The sequence below is a fragment of the Lentibacillus sp. L22 genome (genome assembly GCF_040812445.1).
Lineage (GTDB): Bacteria > Bacillota > Bacilli > Bacillales > Amphibacillaceae > Lentibacillus_C > Lentibacillus_C daqui.
In genome coordinates this window covers 107,651-123,401 of record NZ_JBFNXI010000006.1, presented here as the reverse complement: position 1 = coordinate 123,401, position 15,751 = coordinate 107,651, and the positions used below count along the sequence as shown (strand labels likewise).

The following is a 15,751-nucleotide window of genomic DNA, read 5'->3' as shown; positions in this document are numbered from 1 at the left end:
AAATCCCTGTTTAAGCGAGCCAGTGGTGGTGGGAACTGGTATATATTTGCCAAACGAATTACAATCTGGAGCTTTTTTTCGGTGGATCCTGGTAAAACATCCACCTGGAAAACGGTGTATCCATCGTTAACAACCCCAAAGTGGTGCATTTTGTGCAACAAGGGTGGTACCGCGAGTCAAGAATCTCGTCCCTTATTTTCTAAGGGATGGGTTTTTTTTATTTTTTCAAAGATCAATATGGACAAAGGAGAATCGATAAATACGATGAATATTTTGGATGATTTACAAAATCGAGGACTCATTCAACAAACAACCGATTTTGAAGGGTTGCAAGACTATTTACAAAACAATCAAGTAACATTATATGCTGGCTTTGACCCAACGGCAGACAGTCTGCACATTGGTCATTTGGTTCCCATCCTGATGTTGAAACGATTTCAGGAAGCAGGGCACAGACCCATAGCTTTAATCGGTGGTGGAACCGGGATGATTGGTGATCCAAGTGGTCGTTCAACTGAGCGCTCATTAAATGAGGCCGCGGTTGTCAAAGGATTTAGCGACCGTATTAAACAGCAATTGGCTCATATCCTTGAGTTTGATCATGGTGATAATGCAGCAGTTGCCCGAAACAATCATGATTGGCTGGCGAGTATGACAGTGATTGATTTCTTACGCGATGCCGGAAAACATTTTGGCATTAATTATATGCTTGCCAAAGAATCGGTTTCAGCACGAATTGAACAAGGAATATCGTATACAGAATTCAGTTACATGATTTTACAATCGTTGGATTTTCTTAAATTATACGAGCAAGAGGATTGTCGCCTGCAAATTGGTGGCAGTGATCAATGGGGTAATATTACAGCGGGAATGGAATTAATCCGCCGGACAAATGGACAAGCAGATGAGGAGATAAACGTTTTTGGGTTGACAGTACCGCTTATTACGAAAGCGGATGGTACCAAGTTTGGAAAAACGGCGGGTGGAGCGATATGGCTTGATCCGGAAAAAACAACCCCATATGAATTTTATCAGTTCTGGATTAATACCGATGATCGTGATGTCATCAAGTTTTTACAATACTTTACCTTTTTGCAGCAAGATGAGATTGAGCAATTGCAACAGGAGGTTCAGCACCATCCGGAAAATCGTGTAGCACAAAAACGACTGGCTGAAGAAGTCACGAGGATGGTACACAGCCAGGAAGCTCTGGAACAGGCGCAAAAAATCTCAGTATCCTTATTCAGTGGGGATTTAAAACAACTGTCTGCAAAGGATATTGAACAAGGATTCAAAGATGTACCAACATATGATATGGAGAAAGAGGATATCGGGTTAATTGACTTGTTGGTAAATGCATCTATTTCTTCGTCTAAACGGCAGGCAAGGGAAGACATCAAGAATGGTGCGATCTATATTAATGGCGAGCGAAACCAGGATATGCAATACACACTTACTGCGGACGATCGGATTGAGGATACGTTTACGATCATTCGCAGAGGGAAGAAAAAGTACTTTTTGGTTCAGTATCAGTAAAATGGACCTTTATCATTGAATGTAGTTCAGACGCTTTTGTATCACCATTGCCGGTTATATTGAGGTTGGTCTTAACATGATAACAGATTCTGAACTAACAATTACTTGATGAAAAGGATATTGACTAATTTGTTATTTAGAGGTGGTTTTTATGTTATACAGAGCTTTTAATTTTGGACTTTCTTTAACTATAGCCGGTTTTGTAATGATATTTTTTGCAAGAATTATATCTGATGCTGCTCTTTCAGGTGTGGAAACGGATATAGATGATTTTTTTGGTATTTTTGATAGTAGCGCGTATCTTATCCCTTTTTCATTTTTAATTATTGGCTTGCCCTTTGTCATTATCATTCCATTAATTTGGCTTTATAAGTGGAGTAATAAACGCACATAGTGCCATGAATTTATCACGCATTAATGGGTTCCCCCAACCTCTATCAGTGAGAGAGTAACTAAAAACAGGGAGTGGGGGGCTTACAAACCGCTAATGCATGATTTAATAAAAGCGGGTATCCATAATGGGGTACCCGCTTGATTCATGAAAACTATATTTTTATATTGAATGATAAAAACCCCCTGGGATGCAATGTGCCCAAGGGGGAAAGCTTCTGAGTCCAAATGCTTAACGAGAGTAGAACTCAACGATTAACGCTTCATTGATTTCTGCTGGAAGCTCGGAACGTTCCGGATAACGGGAATACGTACCTTCCAATTTATCTTCATCAAAGGTTAGATATTCCGGTACAAAGTTATTTACTTCGATGGCTTCTTTTACGATGTCGAGGTTACGTGAACGTTCACGTAAGCCGATAACTTGACCTGGTTTTAGACGGTATGATGGGATATCCACACGTTTACCATCGACTGTAACATGACCATGGTTTACCAGCTGACGTGCCTGACTGCGTGTACGAGCCAAACCAAGGCGGAATACAATGTTGTCCAAGCGGGATTCAAGTAATATCATGAAGTTTTCACCATGGACACCTTTCATTTTACCAGCCTGGTTGAATGTATTTTTAAATTGACGCTCATTCAAGCCGTACAGGAAGCGAAGTTTTTGCTTTTCTTGCTGTTGCAAGCCATATTCGGAAACTTTCTTGCGTTGGTTCGGGCCATGTTGCCCAGGAGCGTAAGGACGTTTATCCAATTCCTTACCAGTTCCAGTTAATGAAATGCCAAGACGACGGGATTTTTTCCATACAGATCCAGTAAATCGTGCCATTAGACATTTCCTCCTTTATATAAATTTTGCATAAAAATAAAAACCGTGTTCCTCCGCCTGCTCATTTTGTTTTCATGTACCATCGCTCCAGCAGCAGAGAGTTACACGATACACCTTTTAGGGGATATATCCCAAAGGAACAAAATGATAACATACGTGGTTCACATAGGCCGCTTTTATTTTACACAAAGCATAGTATATAAGTTTAATCGGTCAAAGTCAATGATTTTCTATTAATTATTTCCTGATAGGAAGGTATTTAAACAATGTAAAGGTGGTTATTTAAAAAAGGGAGGAAATAATCCGAGTATTTTAAAAGCAGAATAACTGCAGCTTTATGGAAAGGCCACAGTTATTGCTCTTATTTCGCACTTAAAAACCCCTCTACTATCCTGGCAAATTTTTCAATATACTGTTCGTCTGTTTCGTCAAAACGGTGGGGGATTGGACTGTCAATATCAAGTACCCCATATGGTGCATCATCAATAATCAAAGGTACAACAATTTCCGATCTGCTGGCACTATCACAAGCGATATGTCCAGGGAATTGATTGACATCGGCAACACGCTGGGTGGTACGTTCTTTTAATGCAGTTCCACAAACACCTTTGCCATATGGAATCCGGATACAGGCGGGCAGTCCTTGAAATGGCCCAAGAACCAGTTCATCTTCCTTCCAAAGATAGAATCCGACCCAATTGACATCAGTTAAAAATTGGTTTAACAAAGCGGATGCGTTAGCCATGATTGCGATTGGATCTGTTTCTCCCTCTGATAATGCCTGCAGTTGTTTGAGTACTAATTCGTAATCTTCTTGTTTACTTCCGGAATAAGTTTGTGCTTGAAACATAGGTCATTTTCCTTTCCTCAATAGGTGATTCGACATTATTCAGCGGGAAATGTCGAGAAGAAATTGCAGGATATTCGTTCACTTTGTCGTAAATAGGAAATAAGGAGATGAGTACATGAGTACATTGAAAAATAATCCCTCAAAACAAAAAGTTATGGATGCTGCTTCTTCCTTGTTTTTTCAAAAGGGGTTTCACGGTACTTCAGTTCGGGATATTGCTGATAAGGCCTGTGTTAACGTATCACTCATAAGTTATTATTTTAAAAGTAAGCAAGGTCTCCTGGAACATGGAGTAACAACATACTATGAATTATACCTTCAGTTGATAGAAGAAACGTTACAGGCATCCGAGAACGATTCTGCAATAACCAGATTGAAAAAACTTATTGAAGCTATTATACAGTATCGGCAAAAGAATCATCAATTTTCTTGTTTTATTTTACGTGAACTCTCTCTTGACTCCGTATTTGTCAGAGAGATGGCGGTTACGTACATCGCTAAAGAAAATCACTATATAAGCAATACCTTCTATTCGATATTGAACAAAAAGCAAAAACCGGATCAGCAATTTTTATTAATGCAGTTAAAAGGAATGCTTATCACTCCGTACGTTTTACAAAACGAATGGAAAAATCAAGTCGTTGGCGAATTCTCACATACCATGTTTGTCAGAAAATATGTACGAATCATCCACGATTGGCTGGATTATATTGTACAGGATTAAAAACAGAGGATAAAATGAACAAGCCATGTTCTTTTTCCTGCTTTTCAAGAAAAAATTTGTCAAATCATTAATTTATTTGATTTTTTTTAGCCAAAATTGCCGTTTACATGGTATCATAAGTATATTAATAATTGAATGAACCTATATAAATTAAAATAATACCTGTTTTTCAAGATATTTTACTATGGAAATATCCTCTTATACAGGAAAGAATCATGGCTAGGAGGTCTCGTATGGCAGTTATCATTGGAACAATATTGGTTATCATCGCTTTAATTATTGTTGGCCTTATTTTACGAAAACGGGTATATGATGTTGTGGACCAGCAAGAAAGCTGGAAAATGGATATTTTAAACCGGAATGTTGCAGCTGAACTTCAACGAATTAAAAGTTTAAATTTATCAGGCGAAACCCAGGAGAAATTTGAAACATGGAAAGAACGCTGGGAATCAGTTGTAACCAAGGAACTACCTGACATTGAAGAACATTTGCTTGATGCCGAACAAGCTGCTGACAGGTACCGTTTCTCAAAAGCCAAGAAAATTTTACGTGTTTCTGAACAAACATTAACATCGATTGAGACAAATATTGAACAGATCGTACAGGAATTGGAACAGTTACTTGATTCCGAGGAAACAAGCCGGTTGGAAGTAGAACAAATGGAACCGGAAATAAAGGCACTGCGGAAAAAGCTGTCCCAATATCGTTATCAGTATGGTAAAGCAGAGAACCATTTTGAGCTGGCGTTAGATGAACTGGAAGAAAAGCTGACAAGTTATTACACTTTGACGAATTCCGGCGATTATTATGAAGCACAGCAAGTTGTTGACATGCTGAAACAGGAATTGGCAACGCTAAAAGAACAAATGGAGGCTTTCCCGTCTATTTATAAAGCCTGCAAACAAGAACTGCCTGCCCAGTTAGATGAGTTATATGCCGGTTTAAAGAGTATGAAACAAGATGGCTATCGTGTAGAACATCTCGGGTTTGAAAAAGAAATTTATAATTACCAGCAACGGTTAGCTGACTGTGTTCGTCTGTTGGACAAAGGGAATTTGGAAGAGGCAAAATCGCTAATTCCGGAACTGGAAGAACGTATGAAAGAAATGTATACACTTCTGGAAAAGGAAGCAATCGCAAAAAATTATATCGAGACGCAAGTTCCCAACTATGGACGCTTAATTCAGGAGCTGGATCAATCATTTCTGGAAACAAAGACAGAAGTAGAATCCCTAAAAAAAGCCTATTACTTTGAAGATGATGATATGGAAAAATATTTAACTTTGGCAAATTCCATTACCCAGCTAAAAAACCAACTAAATGAGTTGTCGAATGAAATAGAAAATGATACCAAATCTCATGCCGAGTTACGTGAAATCGTCGAGGCGGGATTCCAACAAATCGACTCAATACAGGCTGCACATGAGGACTTTAAAAAACGCATCCGCAATTTACGAAAGGACGAATTGGAAGCGAAAGAAGAACTCGCGAATATAAAGGCTGAATTGAATGATACGATAAGAAGACTGAATAAAAGTAATGTCCCGGGTGTACCTGCTTTTATTTGGGGAATGGCGGAAACAGCGAATGAAAAAAATATGCAGGTATTAAAGGCATTGGAAAAGCAGCCATTGGATGTCACAGAAGTTCAATATGCCCTGGCAGAAGCAAAGAACGAAATAAATGCACTTGTGGAACAAACAGATCTCATGTTGGATCAAGCATATTTAACAGAGCAGGTCATCCAATATGCGAACCGGTATCGAAGCAAGTATCCGTTGTTGGGAGCGAAATTAGCAGAAGCGGAACGGCTGTTTAGATCGTACGAATATGAATTATCATTGGAGCAGGCTGCAAAAGCTTTGGAAGAAATTGACCCCGATGCGTTAAAGCGAATTGAAGCAAGTCAGGAAGAAGTCACGTATTAATAATACAGAAGGCTGTCTTATGGAATGGAAGATTAAACTTCTTTTCTTTTGAGTCAGCCTTATCTATTTTCCATAAAAAGAGGTTAGAATGATGATTTATTTAGATAATAGTGCAACAACAAAACCCCATCCAGAAGTATTAAAAAGTTTTCAGCAAGTTTCGGAAACCTTTTTTGCCAACCCTTCTTCAATACATCAATTTGGGGGGGAAGCAGAAAAGCTGTTAATGAAAGCAAGGGAGCAGGTGGCACAGTTATTACATGTTGATTCGGGTGAAATTATTTTCACGTCAGGTGGAACAGAGGGGAACAATACGGCGCTAAAAGGAATCGCTTTGCAGCATCATGAAAGAGGCAAACATATCATTACAACAGAAATTGAGCATCCGTCAGTTCTGGAAACATGTCAATCATTGGAAAAATTAGGGTTTGAGGTTACGTATTTACCTGTAAATCAAAATGGTGTAGTATCTATAACGGACGTAAAAGAAGCGATTCGAAATGACACGATTCTCATCACTGTCATGCATGTCAATAATGAGCTTGGATCTATTCAGCCAGTTGAAGAAATTGGGCAGATCGCAAAGCAATATCCCAAATTAATGTTCCATGTGGATGATGTACAAGGGTTGGGCAAACTACCGTTACAGCTTGCGGAGAGTGGAATTGATCTTTGTACCATGTCCGGACATAAAATTCACGGGGTAAAGGGAACGGGTATCCTTTATGTGAATAAGCATGTACGGTTGTTTCCCTTAATTCATGGTGGTAATCAGGAGCACGCTGTCCGATCCGGCACGGAAAATTTGGCCGGTGCTGTTTCGCTTGCCAAAGCACTCCGGTTAATAATGGTTAAACAAAAAAATGATGCTACGAAATTGTACAAGCTAAACAAATATCTTCGCAGCGAGTTAGGTAAACTCAATGGTGTTATCATCAACACACCCGAACAGGCTGCACCACATATTATCAATTTCTCTGTTCCCGGGTTAAAGCCTGAGGTTTTGATTCACATGCTTGGGGAGCAGGAAATCTATATCTCAACCAAATCAGCTTGTTCTTCCAAACTAACGGATGAAAGTAAAATTTTAGCCGCTTGTGATTTGGATAAAACGCGGACAACATCTGCTTTACGGATAAGTATATCGTATGATACGACAATGGAAGAATTGGCCACGTTCGTCAAAACGTTAGATAATGCAATTAAACAACTTAAAGAAGTACTGGAGTAGATATACATGGAGTTTGATCACTTACTAATTCGTTACGGTGAAATGGCTTTAAAAGGAAAAAACATTAAACAATTTATTGTGAAATTGCAGGAGAATATCCAGCAAAAATTGCATGATTATCCCAAAGTAAAGGTGAAACGGACACAAGGAAGAATGTTTGTGCAGTTAAATGGACAGGATCCGGAACCGATTATTGCAAAATGCAAACAAATTTTTGGTATTCAAAGTTTGAGTCTGGCGATTAAAGTGGAAAATGAGGAACAACAAATAAAAGATGCGGCCTTATATGCGTTAGTGAACAGTAATGATGTAAAGACGTTCAAGGTTTCCGTAAAACGAATTGATAAAAATTTCCCGATTCGGTCACAGCAAATGAATCAGGTTATTGGTGGGCACTTGTTAAGCAATACGTCCGGTTATACGGTCGATGTTCATCATCCGGATTTGGAGGTCAAGGTCGAAATCCGTACTGAAGCCACCTATATTACATCTAGCGTTGTTCCGGGTTTGGGAGGATTACCAGTTGGCACGTCGGGAAAGACTTTACTGATGTTATCCGGTGGAATTGATAGTCCTGTTGCCGGGTATTTGGCAATGAAACGCGGTGTTGAAATCGAAGCCATTCATTTTCATTCCCCGCCATTCACGAGTGAGCGGGCAAAGCAAAAGGTTTTGGATTTGGCAAGCAAATTAACGGAATACGGCAATTCCGTCAAGGTTCATATTATACCATTTACAAAACTCCAGCAGCATATCTTCCGGGAAATGCCTGATGGATATGCGATGACAATTATGCGGCGTATGATGTTCCGTATTAGCCAAATGCTTTGCGAGCGAGAAAATATTCTTTCGATCACTACAGGGGAAAGTCTTGGACAAGTCGCAAGCCAAACAATGGAAAGTATGCATGCTATTAATGAAGTAACCAGTTTGCCAGTACTGCGGCCGTTAATTGCGATGGATAAGAATGATATCATCCAGATTTCCCGCCGGATTAATACGTATGATATCTCGATTCGACCGTATGAAGATTGCTGCACCATTTTTGTACCGAAATCACCCAAAACAAGACCATCAAGGGAAAAGGTTAATTATTTTGAAGGGCAAATGGATGTTACAGAAATGCTTCAAGAAGCTGTTCAGAACTCGGAAACAGTCAGGCTGACCGGTAAGTTGGATACAATGCAGGAATTTGATGGATTGCTTTAAGTGTGTATTCCAATCCAAAAGATTAACTCACTGGTAAATTGGTTTGTAACTAACAGGAACTACCAATAGAAAACCTGTATGTTTGCCTTCCTTGTTACACATTCTATAGGTACCAAGGAGGTGAGGACAATGGCTTCTAACAACTCAAACCAATTGGTTGTACCTGGTGTACAACAAGCATTAGATCAAATGAAGACTGAGATTGCTCAAGAATTTGGTGTAAATCTTGGTGCTGACACTACTTCCCGCGCTAACGGTTCTGTAGGTGGAGAAATTACAAAACGTCTTGTAACAATGGCCGAGCAACAATTTGGGGGTCATCAATAACAACAATTCAATATGATTTGGCTTGAGGGCTGTCCTATTAGGATAGTCCTCTTATTGTTTCTAATGTTTTATTTCGCATGAGACCCTTGCTTCAAGATTTCAAGATCAAATGAGGGCAAATAAGCGAGGAACAACTGCCGGTAAATGTCCGGCTTTCAGTGGGGGCAAGGAAACCCCCACTTAATGAAGTTTCACTTTATAAAAATGTTCGTTTTACACGATCCCAATAGGAATTGTTTTTTAGTTTTACCGTTTTGATTACCTTGTCGCTCAAGGTTACAGTGATATTTTGGATGTTCTTTACAGGAAAAGCCTCATTGTCCAGACCAATAATCGGATAGTCGTTGCCATCTTGTACAATATCCAAGGTTAATTTACGATCACTGTTAAGCACAAATGATGAACCAAGTGTACGATAGCGGTTGTTGTTAAGAGAGGCGAGCTCTGATACTTGAAAACATGGTATTTTGGGATCAATTACCGCACCGTTGGTTGACCTGTTATAACCGGTTGATCCAGTAGGTGTAGCAATAATTAATCCATCTCCGCGAAATGTTTCGAAATAATGGTCATCGATTTGCACGTCGATAACGATTGTTTTAATAATAGTAGAACGTACACTGACCTCGTTTAAACAATGAAATGTCGTCCCTTGGTTAATTTGCACGTCAATGACCGGGAATTTGCGTACTTCCACTTCGGCATTCTCTATGGTATCAAGTATATCGTCAAAGCTATCCAAATTAAAATCACAATAAAGGCCAGATTCATCTGAGCGGGTAATTCCCACATACAAACAATCTTGGCGAAAATCTGTTTTACGTACCCCCTGTAAAAAGCTTCCATCTCCGCCAATACTAATAATAATGCTTGCATCTTTCGGTTCCGTGACAATAGTAAAGCCGTTTTTTTGGGCTAAGTCAAATAATGGTGTTAATGTATCCTCTATATTTGGTGCTTGATTATAATAGAAATAGATGTTTTTACGGTTTGGCATGTTAGTCATTGCCTCCATTTAGAGTAGTTATATGGTTTATATAGTAAATTGCCGACTTAGTTCGTAACAAGCGGTATTCACAATGTAAGTGTATCATGTTGTTGCTGTTATTTCTATTAATAGCTAAAGGCACTCCAGTTTCAAGCGTGTGGGCTGGTTGATTATCGTTTTACTGGTTAAAAACTGTAATGATGTATCAAAATAGAAATAGAATGAATAAAATTTCCATTATGGGGAGTCGATAGCTTTGGTATGGATTATTGTAGGGGTATTGTTAGTCATTATTTTTATAATCCTGTTATTTTCACGGGTACATATTACCTGTTCATTAACCTGCAGTAACCAAAAACAGCGATTGACTTTGCAATTTCGGTTTTACGGGATTCGCTTCTTTACCAAAGAAATCGATTTGGCACAATTGGAAACAACTAATCGATGGGAGCAGAAATTAGTTAATAAGGATATCCGTGAAAAACTTGAAATGATCCAATCCGCCATTAGACACTTTTTTGAATCCATTCGAGACATGGTTACGATAGCACAGACATTCCTAGATAAAGTATATTTCCATCAACTCAAGTGGCATACGCGTATTGGGACAGGTGATGCTAGTACGACAGGGATGGCAACTGGAGGTGTATGGGCAACAAAAGGAATGGTGGTCGGTATGTTAGATCAATGGAGCCAACTGAAATGTTCACCGGACTTTGGTGTTGTACCTGAGTTTAATCGGAAATATGTATATTCCGAATTTGATTGTATGGTATCGATTAGAATTGGACAAGCTATACACGCGTTTTTTAAAGCGATCCAAAAGTCATCGTTTCGAAAAAGAGAAAGGGAATCATTCATTTAAGAAGGAGGATTATAAAATGGCGGAACATCCAATTCAAGGCCTAATGACAACAGCAATGGAAAACCTGAAAGATATGGTTGAGGTCAATACAATTATCGGTGATCCGGTCGAGTCACCCGACGGAAGTGTGATTATACCTGTTTCAAAAGTCGGATTTGGTTTTGCTGCAGGTGGTAGTGAATTTAACGGAAAAAGTCAAGGATCCGATCAAGACGACAGTGATAGTGGTGGTGACAGTAGTAGTGGACAAGATAGCCTGCCGTTTGGTGGAGGAAGTGGCGGAGGAGTGTCCATCACACCCGTTGCTTTTTTAATCGTTAGTGCAAAAGGTATCAAGATGGTTCATTTGGATGGGAATACGCATTTGGTTGAAAAAATGCTTGAGTTTGCCCCACAAGTGGTGGAAAAAATTCAGCAAATGATTCGCGAATCCGGTAGTTCAAAAAAATCATCCAAACAAAAAGAACAAAAGGGGCAGAAAGAAGAGAAACAGCAAAAGGAAGAGAAGTCCGAAAAGGAACAATCCATTTATGATATATAAATGCGTATTGTCCTTCTTAATGGTGGGTTCACAAAAATGTTGTTATTTCGACGGGCAAGATAATGGACACCTATCTAAGGATTATCCATAATAAGAAGTGAAGACAATGAATAAGGAGGAATGATTCATATGGCAAATGTCACATTCGCTCAAGATCCTGTCACACTTCTTGGAACGGAAATTAAGGTAGGGGATAGTGCACCAAACTTTACGGTATTATCCAATGATATGCAGGAGGTATCACTGGATAACTATCAGGGAAAAGTTAAATTGATTGCATCCGTACCATCAGTTGATACAGGGGTATGTGCCGCAGAAACCAAACGCTTTAATGAAGAGGCTGATAAAATTCCAGGTGTTCAAGTATTAACGATTAGTATGGATCTGCCTTTTGCACAAACCCGTTGGTGCGCAGCAAACGGTATTAAAAATCTTGACACATTATCAGATCATCGCGATGCTGATTTTGGAGAGAAATATGGCGTATTAATCAAGGAACTTCGGTTATTGGCGCGGGCCATTTTTGTGGTTGATTCAAACAATACGGTTACATATGTTGAATATGTCGACGAAGTAACGAATCATCCCGATTATGACAAGGCATTGGAAGCCGTTAAAGCTGCGAAATAATGAAAAAAGTCTCTCTTGCTGCTAGCTGGAGAGATTTTTTTGAGAAGAGCCCTCAGATCGAAAAAATACCTCCAATTTTTGTACATCCCCCCTCGGATTTTGGTACAATAGGAACGTTTAAGGGCTAGGATCGGAGGAAAAACATATGAAAAAAACAAATATGGAAACACTTTTTGCATTAATCGATGATGCAGTTGAAAATATCCAGCAACAAGAAAATGAACCTTATTTAGACAGCCTGGTAATCGTGCTTGAATGTCTTTTCAATAATGATGTAAACACAAGCGATGATATTCAAAAACAAAAAATACAACAGTTCATTCAAGATATCGAGCTTGATTATTATAAACCAGAGGAAATAAAAACAGCGATCGAGTTTGCTATTTTAAAAGGTATGAGAAATTCCACCCAACAACAACATTTCATGACCCCGGAGACTGTGTCATTATTGATCGCCTATCTGGCTGAAAAGTTGTTTGCGGGTAAGGAGACATTACGTGTTTTTGATCCAGCCTGTGGGACAGGGAGCTTACTGTCCACAGTAATAAAACAGGTAAAGAAAAAAACAACGGCATTCGGCAGTGAAATAGATCCAACTTTAATCAGACTTGCCCTGGTAACTGCAAATCTGTACGAGGAACCGATTGAATTGTTTCATCAGGATAGTTTGCGTCCGTTTTTGCTGGATCCTGTTGACCTGGTTGTTGCCGATTTGCCGGTGGGATATTATCCGGATGATTTGCGGGCGAATGAGTATGAATTACATGCCGAACAGGGTCATTCCTATGCACATCATTTGTTTATTGAACAAAGCATGAACTATACGAAAGAAGCGGGTTATTTAATTTTTGTCATTCCTGATTTTTTGTTTGATAGTGATCAATCAGATAAACTGCATGCGTATCTACAGCAACACGCCCATATAGTTGGGGTGCTGCGTTTACCAGATAGTGCAGTTAAATCAGATAAAAACGGAAAAAGTTTATTGGTTTTACAGAAAAAAGGCCAACAAACAAGCACACCAAAACAGCCGTTGCTTGTTCATTTACCATCATTCAAAAATACCAAAGCAATGAATGATATATTGGATCAAATGAACAGCTGGTTTGCGAATTATTTAAATGTGAGGAGTTAAACAATATGCTTATTTTAGCAATTAATGCAGGAAGTTCATCGTTGAAGTTTCAGTTAATTCAAATGCCGGAGGAACATGTATTGGCCAAAGGGTTATTTGAACGTATTGGGCTTTCTGATTCGATATTCACCTACGAAATTAATGGGGAAAAGGAAAAAATGGCCGGGGATCTTCCGGATCATGAGGCCGCAGTTAAATGGTTATTGGAACAATTAAAAACTTCTGGAGTCATTCAGTCACTGGACGAGATTGGTGCAGTTGGTCATAGGGTAGTACACGGCGGGGAACGGTTTACAGACTCGGTGAAAATAACCGATGAAGTAATTCAGCAGATTGAAGCAGTATCTGAATTGGCTCCATTGCATAACCCGGCCAATTTACTGGGAATTCAAGCATTCCGGGAAGTACTGCCAAATGTCCCAATGGTTGCGGTATTTGATACTGCTTTTCATCAAACCATGCCGGAACGGTCGTATTTATATAGTTTGCCATATGAATATTATGAGCAATACGGAATCCGTAAATACGGGTTTCACGGTACATCACACAAATATGTTTCGCAGCGGGCATCAGAGTTATTGGAAATACCGTTGGATCAGTTGCGTCTTATTTCCTGCCATCTGGGAAATGGTGCAAGTATCACAGCAATTGATAAAGGAAAATCAATTGATACATCGATGGGCTTTACCCCACTTGCTGGTGTTACCATGGGAACTCGTTCCGGTAATATTGACCCGGCGCTTATTCCCTATATCATGGAAAAAACCGGACAAACTGCTGAGGAGGTTATTAACGTTCTCAATAAACAAAGTGGAATGCTTGCATTATCCGGGTTTTCAAGTGATTTACGTGACATTGAGGAAAAAAAGGATGAGAATGATCGGGCGGAACTGGCTTTGGAGGTTTTTGCAGCAAGAATTCATAAATATTTAGGCTCATATGCTGCCAGGATGTCTGGTGTTGATGCAATTATTTTTACTGCAGGAGTTGGTGAAAACAGTACAACAATTCGCGAAAAGGTATTAACCGGATTGGAATTTATGGGAGTATACTGGGATCCGGCACGAAACAATGTACATGGAAAAGAAACCTTTATCAATTATCCGCACTCACCAGTGAAGGTCCTTATCATTCCAACAAACGAAGAGGTAATGATCGCGCGTGATACGGTACGCTTGACAACATGATTCGAAAATATGCAGGGATAATGAATATGGGGGGCAGACAATGGTACATCAGGTTGCACATAAAAAAGTAAACTGCATGATTATTACAGTTAGTGATACGCGTACGAAAGAGACGGATAAAAGTGGAAAGCTAATGGCAGAACTGCTTGAACAGGCAGGTCATCATGTGAAGTTTGCGGAAATTGTAACGGATGATGAAACAGCCATTCAAACGATGGTGGAAAGAGGTGTGCAAGATGCCAATATTGAAGTTATCTTGTTGAACGGCGGGACAGGCATTTCAGCGCGTGATGTGACGATTGAAACGGTTAAAGGAATGTTGCATAAAGAAATAAGCGGCTTTGGAGAAATTTTTCGGATGCTAAGTTATCAAGAAGATATCGGATCGTCAGCAATTCTTTCACGGGCAATTGCCGGCACGATTGAAGCTACAGCACTATTTTCCACACCAGGATCGACAGGGGCTGTTAGACTGGCAATGAATAAATTAATCATTCCCGAGCTTCCCCATGTTGTTCATGAACTAAATAAGAATTGAAGAAAAAACGCTGCCTTTAATAAAAGGAGCGTTTTATTTTTGTTTATTATAATAAGAGCGTCCGGGACAGGAAGTATTGTAACAGTACATCCAATTATCGTACCACCAATACATCACAATTGGCATAACGGGTGATGCTTTCAGAAACACTGCCAATAAGAAACCGTTCCACCGCGTTTAAGCCGGTTGCGCCACAAATGATTAAATCTGCTTCATATGCGGCAGCGACATCTTTTGCGATTTTTACCTTGGGTGAACCATATTCAATGCAATGTGTCAGATTTTCGACACCAGCTGCCCTTGCTTTTTTTGAATAGCCATTCAGTAAATCGTTTGCATAGCGTTCTGCACGCTCAGAAAGGGTTTTATCATATGCCTCCGCTGTGGCGAATGTACGAGAGTCAACAATATGGGTAAGAATGAGCTGGGAATCATTTCGTTTGGCAATATCCAGTGATTTTTTAAACGCTGCATCAGACGCATCGGAACCATCTAGGGCAACAACAATATGCTTATATGCAAAATCCATGAGTAACTCCCCCTTTTTTCATTTATACGTCTATACCCCATTTTTGTGTATGGTAATCTTGTTTAATAATGGATTTAAAAATAACCTATGGATCGTCGCCTTTAACACATACTAATTTTGGAGGTGATTTTATTGGGAAAGAGCAATAAGTTTATTGAGGATAAAAAGGGTATTGAAGCGGTACAAAATCAATTGATTGAAAGTTATCAGAGCGGTGTAATTGAGGATAAGGATAATTTATCCAATAACAGAAGTATCCACACGTTTAACAATCAGAAAAAATAAGTTGATCAAATCCATCCCGCTTT

The 15,751-nt window shown here is 39.4% G+C and carries 18 protein-coding genes and 1 other annotated feature (1 of these 19 only partly in view); of the genes, 14 read left to right on the top strand and 4 right to left on the bottom strand.

From position 1 onward, the window contains the following. Positions 1 to 196: a binding site (T-box leader), on the top strand; it begins 32 nt to the left of the window's first position. 68 nt (positions 197 to 264) lie between these two features. Together tyrS and ABRT01_RS04985 are read left to right on the top strand one after the other, a co-directional pair. Beyond that, positions 265 to 1,536, top strand: coding sequence for a tyrosine--tRNA ligase (tyrS, locus tag ABRT01_RS04990; protein WP_367746435.1), 1,272 nt, complete (start codon positions 265 to 267; stop codon positions 1,534 to 1,536). A gap of 151 nt (positions 1,537 to 1,687) precedes the next feature. After that, a complete protein-coding gene (locus ABRT01_RS04985) occupies positions 1,688 to 1,930 on the top strand; it encodes a hypothetical protein (RefSeq protein ID WP_367746434.1) in 243 nt (80 codons plus the stop codon). A 228-nt stretch (positions 1,931 to 2,158) separates the two neighbouring features. Here ABRT01_RS04985 and rpsD read toward each other — a convergent pair whose 3' ends face one another. Together rpsD and ABRT01_RS04975 are read right to left on the bottom strand one after the other, a co-directional pair. Next, a complete protein-coding gene (gene rpsD / locus ABRT01_RS04980) occupies positions 2,159 to 2,761 on the bottom strand; it encodes a 30S ribosomal protein S4 (RefSeq protein ID WP_269411976.1) in 603 nt (200 codons plus the stop codon). Positions 2,762 to 3,122: 361 nt separating this feature from the next. Continuing rightward, positions 3,123 to 3,611 carry a GAF domain-containing protein gene (locus ABRT01_RS04975; protein ID WP_367746433.1) on the bottom strand — a complete coding sequence of 163 codons (489 nt, stop codon included), beginning with the start codon at positions 3,609 to 3,611 and terminating at the stop codon, positions 3,123 to 3,125. Between the two features lie 115 nt (positions 3,612 to 3,726). Between ABRT01_RS04975 and refZ the strand changes: the two genes are divergently transcribed. The 5 genes from refZ to ABRT01_RS04950 all read left to right on the top strand — a co-directional run bounded on the left by refZ (position 3,727) and on the right by ABRT01_RS04950 (position 9,030). Next, complete coding sequence (gene refZ / locus ABRT01_RS04970; protein WP_367746432.1) at positions 3,727 to 4,335, top strand: forespore capture DNA-binding protein RefZ; 609 nt, start codon at positions 3,727 to 3,729, stop codon at positions 4,333 to 4,335. 233 nt (positions 4,336 to 4,568) lie between these two features. Continuing rightward, positions 4,569 to 6,263 carry a septation ring formation regulator EzrA gene (gene ezrA, locus ABRT01_RS04965; RefSeq protein WP_367746431.1) on the top strand — a complete coding sequence of 565 codons (1,695 nt, stop codon included), beginning with the start codon at positions 4,569 to 4,571 and terminating at the stop codon, positions 6,261 to 6,263. Between the two features lie 91 nt (positions 6,264 to 6,354). After that, positions 6,355 to 7,494, top strand: a complete 1,140-nt coding sequence (locus ABRT01_RS04960) for a cysteine desulfurase family protein (protein WP_367746430.1) — start codon at positions 6,355 to 6,357, stop codon at positions 7,492 to 7,494. A gap of 6 nt (positions 7,495 to 7,500) precedes the next feature. After that, entirely contained in the window at positions 7,501 to 8,703 is a 1,203-nt protein-coding gene (gene thiI, locus ABRT01_RS04955; RefSeq protein WP_367746429.1) for a tRNA uracil 4-sulfurtransferase ThiI, read from the top strand. Positions 8,704 to 8,832: 129 nt separating this feature from the next. Next, positions 8,833 to 9,030, top strand: coding sequence for an alpha/beta-type small acid-soluble spore protein (locus tag ABRT01_RS04950; protein ID WP_269411981.1), 198 nt, complete (start codon positions 8,833 to 8,835; stop codon positions 9,028 to 9,030). Positions 9,031 to 9,226: 196 nt separating this feature from the next. Here ABRT01_RS04950 and ABRT01_RS04945 read toward each other — a convergent pair whose 3' ends face one another. Next, positions 9,227 to 10,027 carry an NAD kinase gene (locus ABRT01_RS04945; protein ID WP_269411982.1) on the bottom strand — a complete coding sequence of 267 codons (801 nt, stop codon included), beginning with the start codon at positions 10,025 to 10,027 and terminating at the stop codon, positions 9,227 to 9,229. 247 nt (positions 10,028 to 10,274) lie between these two features. Here ABRT01_RS04945 and ABRT01_RS04940 point away from each other — a divergent pair, with 247 nt between their 5' ends. The 6 genes from ABRT01_RS04940 to ABRT01_RS04915 all read left to right on the top strand — a co-directional run bounded on the left by ABRT01_RS04940 (position 10,275) and on the right by ABRT01_RS04915 (position 14,914). After that, complete coding sequence (locus ABRT01_RS04940; protein WP_367746428.1) at positions 10,275 to 10,883, top strand: DUF2953 domain-containing protein; 609 nt, start codon at positions 10,275 to 10,277, stop codon at positions 10,881 to 10,883. Positions 10,884 to 10,899: 16 nt separating this feature from the next. Beyond that, positions 10,900 to 11,424, top strand: coding sequence for a GerW family sporulation protein (ytfJ, locus tag ABRT01_RS04935; RefSeq protein ID WP_269411984.1), 525 nt, complete (start codon positions 10,900 to 10,902; stop codon positions 11,422 to 11,424). Between the two features lie 129 nt (positions 11,425 to 11,553). Continuing rightward, positions 11,554 to 12,054, top strand: a complete 501-nt coding sequence (tpx, locus tag ABRT01_RS04930) for a thiol peroxidase (RefSeq protein WP_367746427.1) — start codon at positions 11,554 to 11,556, stop codon at positions 12,052 to 12,054. 145 nt (positions 12,055 to 12,199) lie between these two features. Then, positions 12,200 to 13,189: a class I SAM-dependent methyltransferase gene (locus ABRT01_RS04925; protein WP_367746426.1), complete on the top strand. Its 990-nt coding sequence runs from the start codon at positions 12,200 to 12,202 to the stop codon at positions 13,187 to 13,189. Positions 13,190 to 13,194: 5 nt separating this feature from the next. Then, positions 13,195 to 14,376: an acetate kinase gene (locus ABRT01_RS04920; protein WP_269411987.1), complete on the top strand. Its 1,182-nt coding sequence runs from the start codon at positions 13,195 to 13,197 to the stop codon at positions 14,374 to 14,376. A 40-nt stretch (positions 14,377 to 14,416) separates the two neighbouring features. Beyond that, the gene (locus ABRT01_RS04915; protein WP_367746425.1) at positions 14,417 to 14,914 is read left to right on the top strand and encodes a MogA/MoaB family molybdenum cofactor biosynthesis protein; all 498 of its coding nucleotides are present in this window, start codon (positions 14,417 to 14,419) and stop codon (positions 14,912 to 14,914) included. Positions 14,915 to 15,008: 94 nt separating this feature from the next. On the opposite strand, the gene ABRT01_RS04910 is transcribed toward ABRT01_RS04915, so the two are convergent. Continuing rightward, positions 15,009 to 15,443 carry a universal stress protein gene (locus tag ABRT01_RS04910; RefSeq protein ID WP_367746424.1) on the bottom strand — a complete coding sequence of 145 codons (435 nt, stop codon included), beginning with the start codon at positions 15,441 to 15,443 and terminating at the stop codon, positions 15,009 to 15,011. A 132-nt stretch (positions 15,444 to 15,575) separates the two neighbouring features. On the opposite strand from ABRT01_RS04910, the gene ABRT01_RS04905 reads away from it, so the two are divergent. Next, positions 15,576 to 15,728, top strand: a complete 153-nt coding sequence (locus ABRT01_RS04905) for a hypothetical protein (RefSeq protein WP_269411990.1) — start codon at positions 15,576 to 15,578, stop codon at positions 15,726 to 15,728. Positions 15,729 to 15,751 lie beyond the last annotated feature (23 nt).

Coding starts and splice junctions, on each gene's coding strand:
- ABRT01_RS04975 (WP_367746433.1), bottom strand. CDS start 3,611: ATGTTTCAAGCACAAACTTATTCCGGAAGTAAACAAGAAGATTACGAA.
- tyrS (WP_367746435.1), top strand. CDS start 265: ATGAATATTTTGGATGATTTACAAAATCGAGGACTCATTCAACAAACA.
- ABRT01_RS04960 (WP_367746430.1), top strand. CDS start 6,355: ATGATTTATTTAGATAATAGTGCAACAACAAAACCCCATCCAGAAGTA.
- ezrA (WP_367746431.1), top strand. CDS start 4,569: ATGGCAGTTATCATTGGAACAATATTGGTTATCATCGCTTTAATTATT.
- ABRT01_RS04945 (WP_269411982.1), bottom strand. CDS start 10,027: ATGCCAAACCGTAAAAACATCTATTTCTATTATAATCAAGCACCAAAT.
- ABRT01_RS04950 (WP_269411981.1), top strand. CDS start 8,833: ATGGCTTCTAACAACTCAAACCAATTGGTTGTACCTGGTGTACAACAA.
- ABRT01_RS04925 (WP_367746426.1), top strand. CDS start 12,200: ATGAAAAAAACAAATATGGAAACACTTTTTGCATTAATCGATGATGCA.
- refZ (WP_367746432.1), top strand. CDS start 3,727: ATGAGTACATTGAAAAATAATCCCTCAAAACAAAAAGTTATGGATGCT.
- ABRT01_RS04920 (WP_269411987.1), top strand. CDS start 13,195: ATGCTTATTTTAGCAATTAATGCAGGAAGTTCATCGTTGAAGTTTCAG.
- thiI (WP_367746429.1), top strand. CDS start 7,501: ATGGAGTTTGATCACTTACTAATTCGTTACGGTGAAATGGCTTTAAAA.
- ABRT01_RS04910 (WP_367746424.1), bottom strand. CDS start 15,443: ATGGATTTTGCATATAAGCATATTGTTGTTGCCCTAGATGGTTCCGAT.
- ytfJ (WP_269411984.1), top strand. CDS start 10,900: ATGGCGGAACATCCAATTCAAGGCCTAATGACAACAGCAATGGAAAAC.
- tpx (WP_367746427.1), top strand. CDS start 11,554: ATGGCAAATGTCACATTCGCTCAAGATCCTGTCACACTTCTTGGAACG.
- ABRT01_RS04985 (WP_367746434.1), top strand. CDS start 1,688: ATGTTATACAGAGCTTTTAATTTTGGACTTTCTTTAACTATAGCCGGT.
- ABRT01_RS04915 (WP_367746425.1), top strand. CDS start 14,417: ATGGTACATCAGGTTGCACATAAAAAAGTAAACTGCATGATTATTACA.
- rpsD (WP_269411976.1), bottom strand. CDS start 2,761: ATGGCACGATTTACTGGATCTGTATGGAAAAAATCCCGTCGTCTTGGC.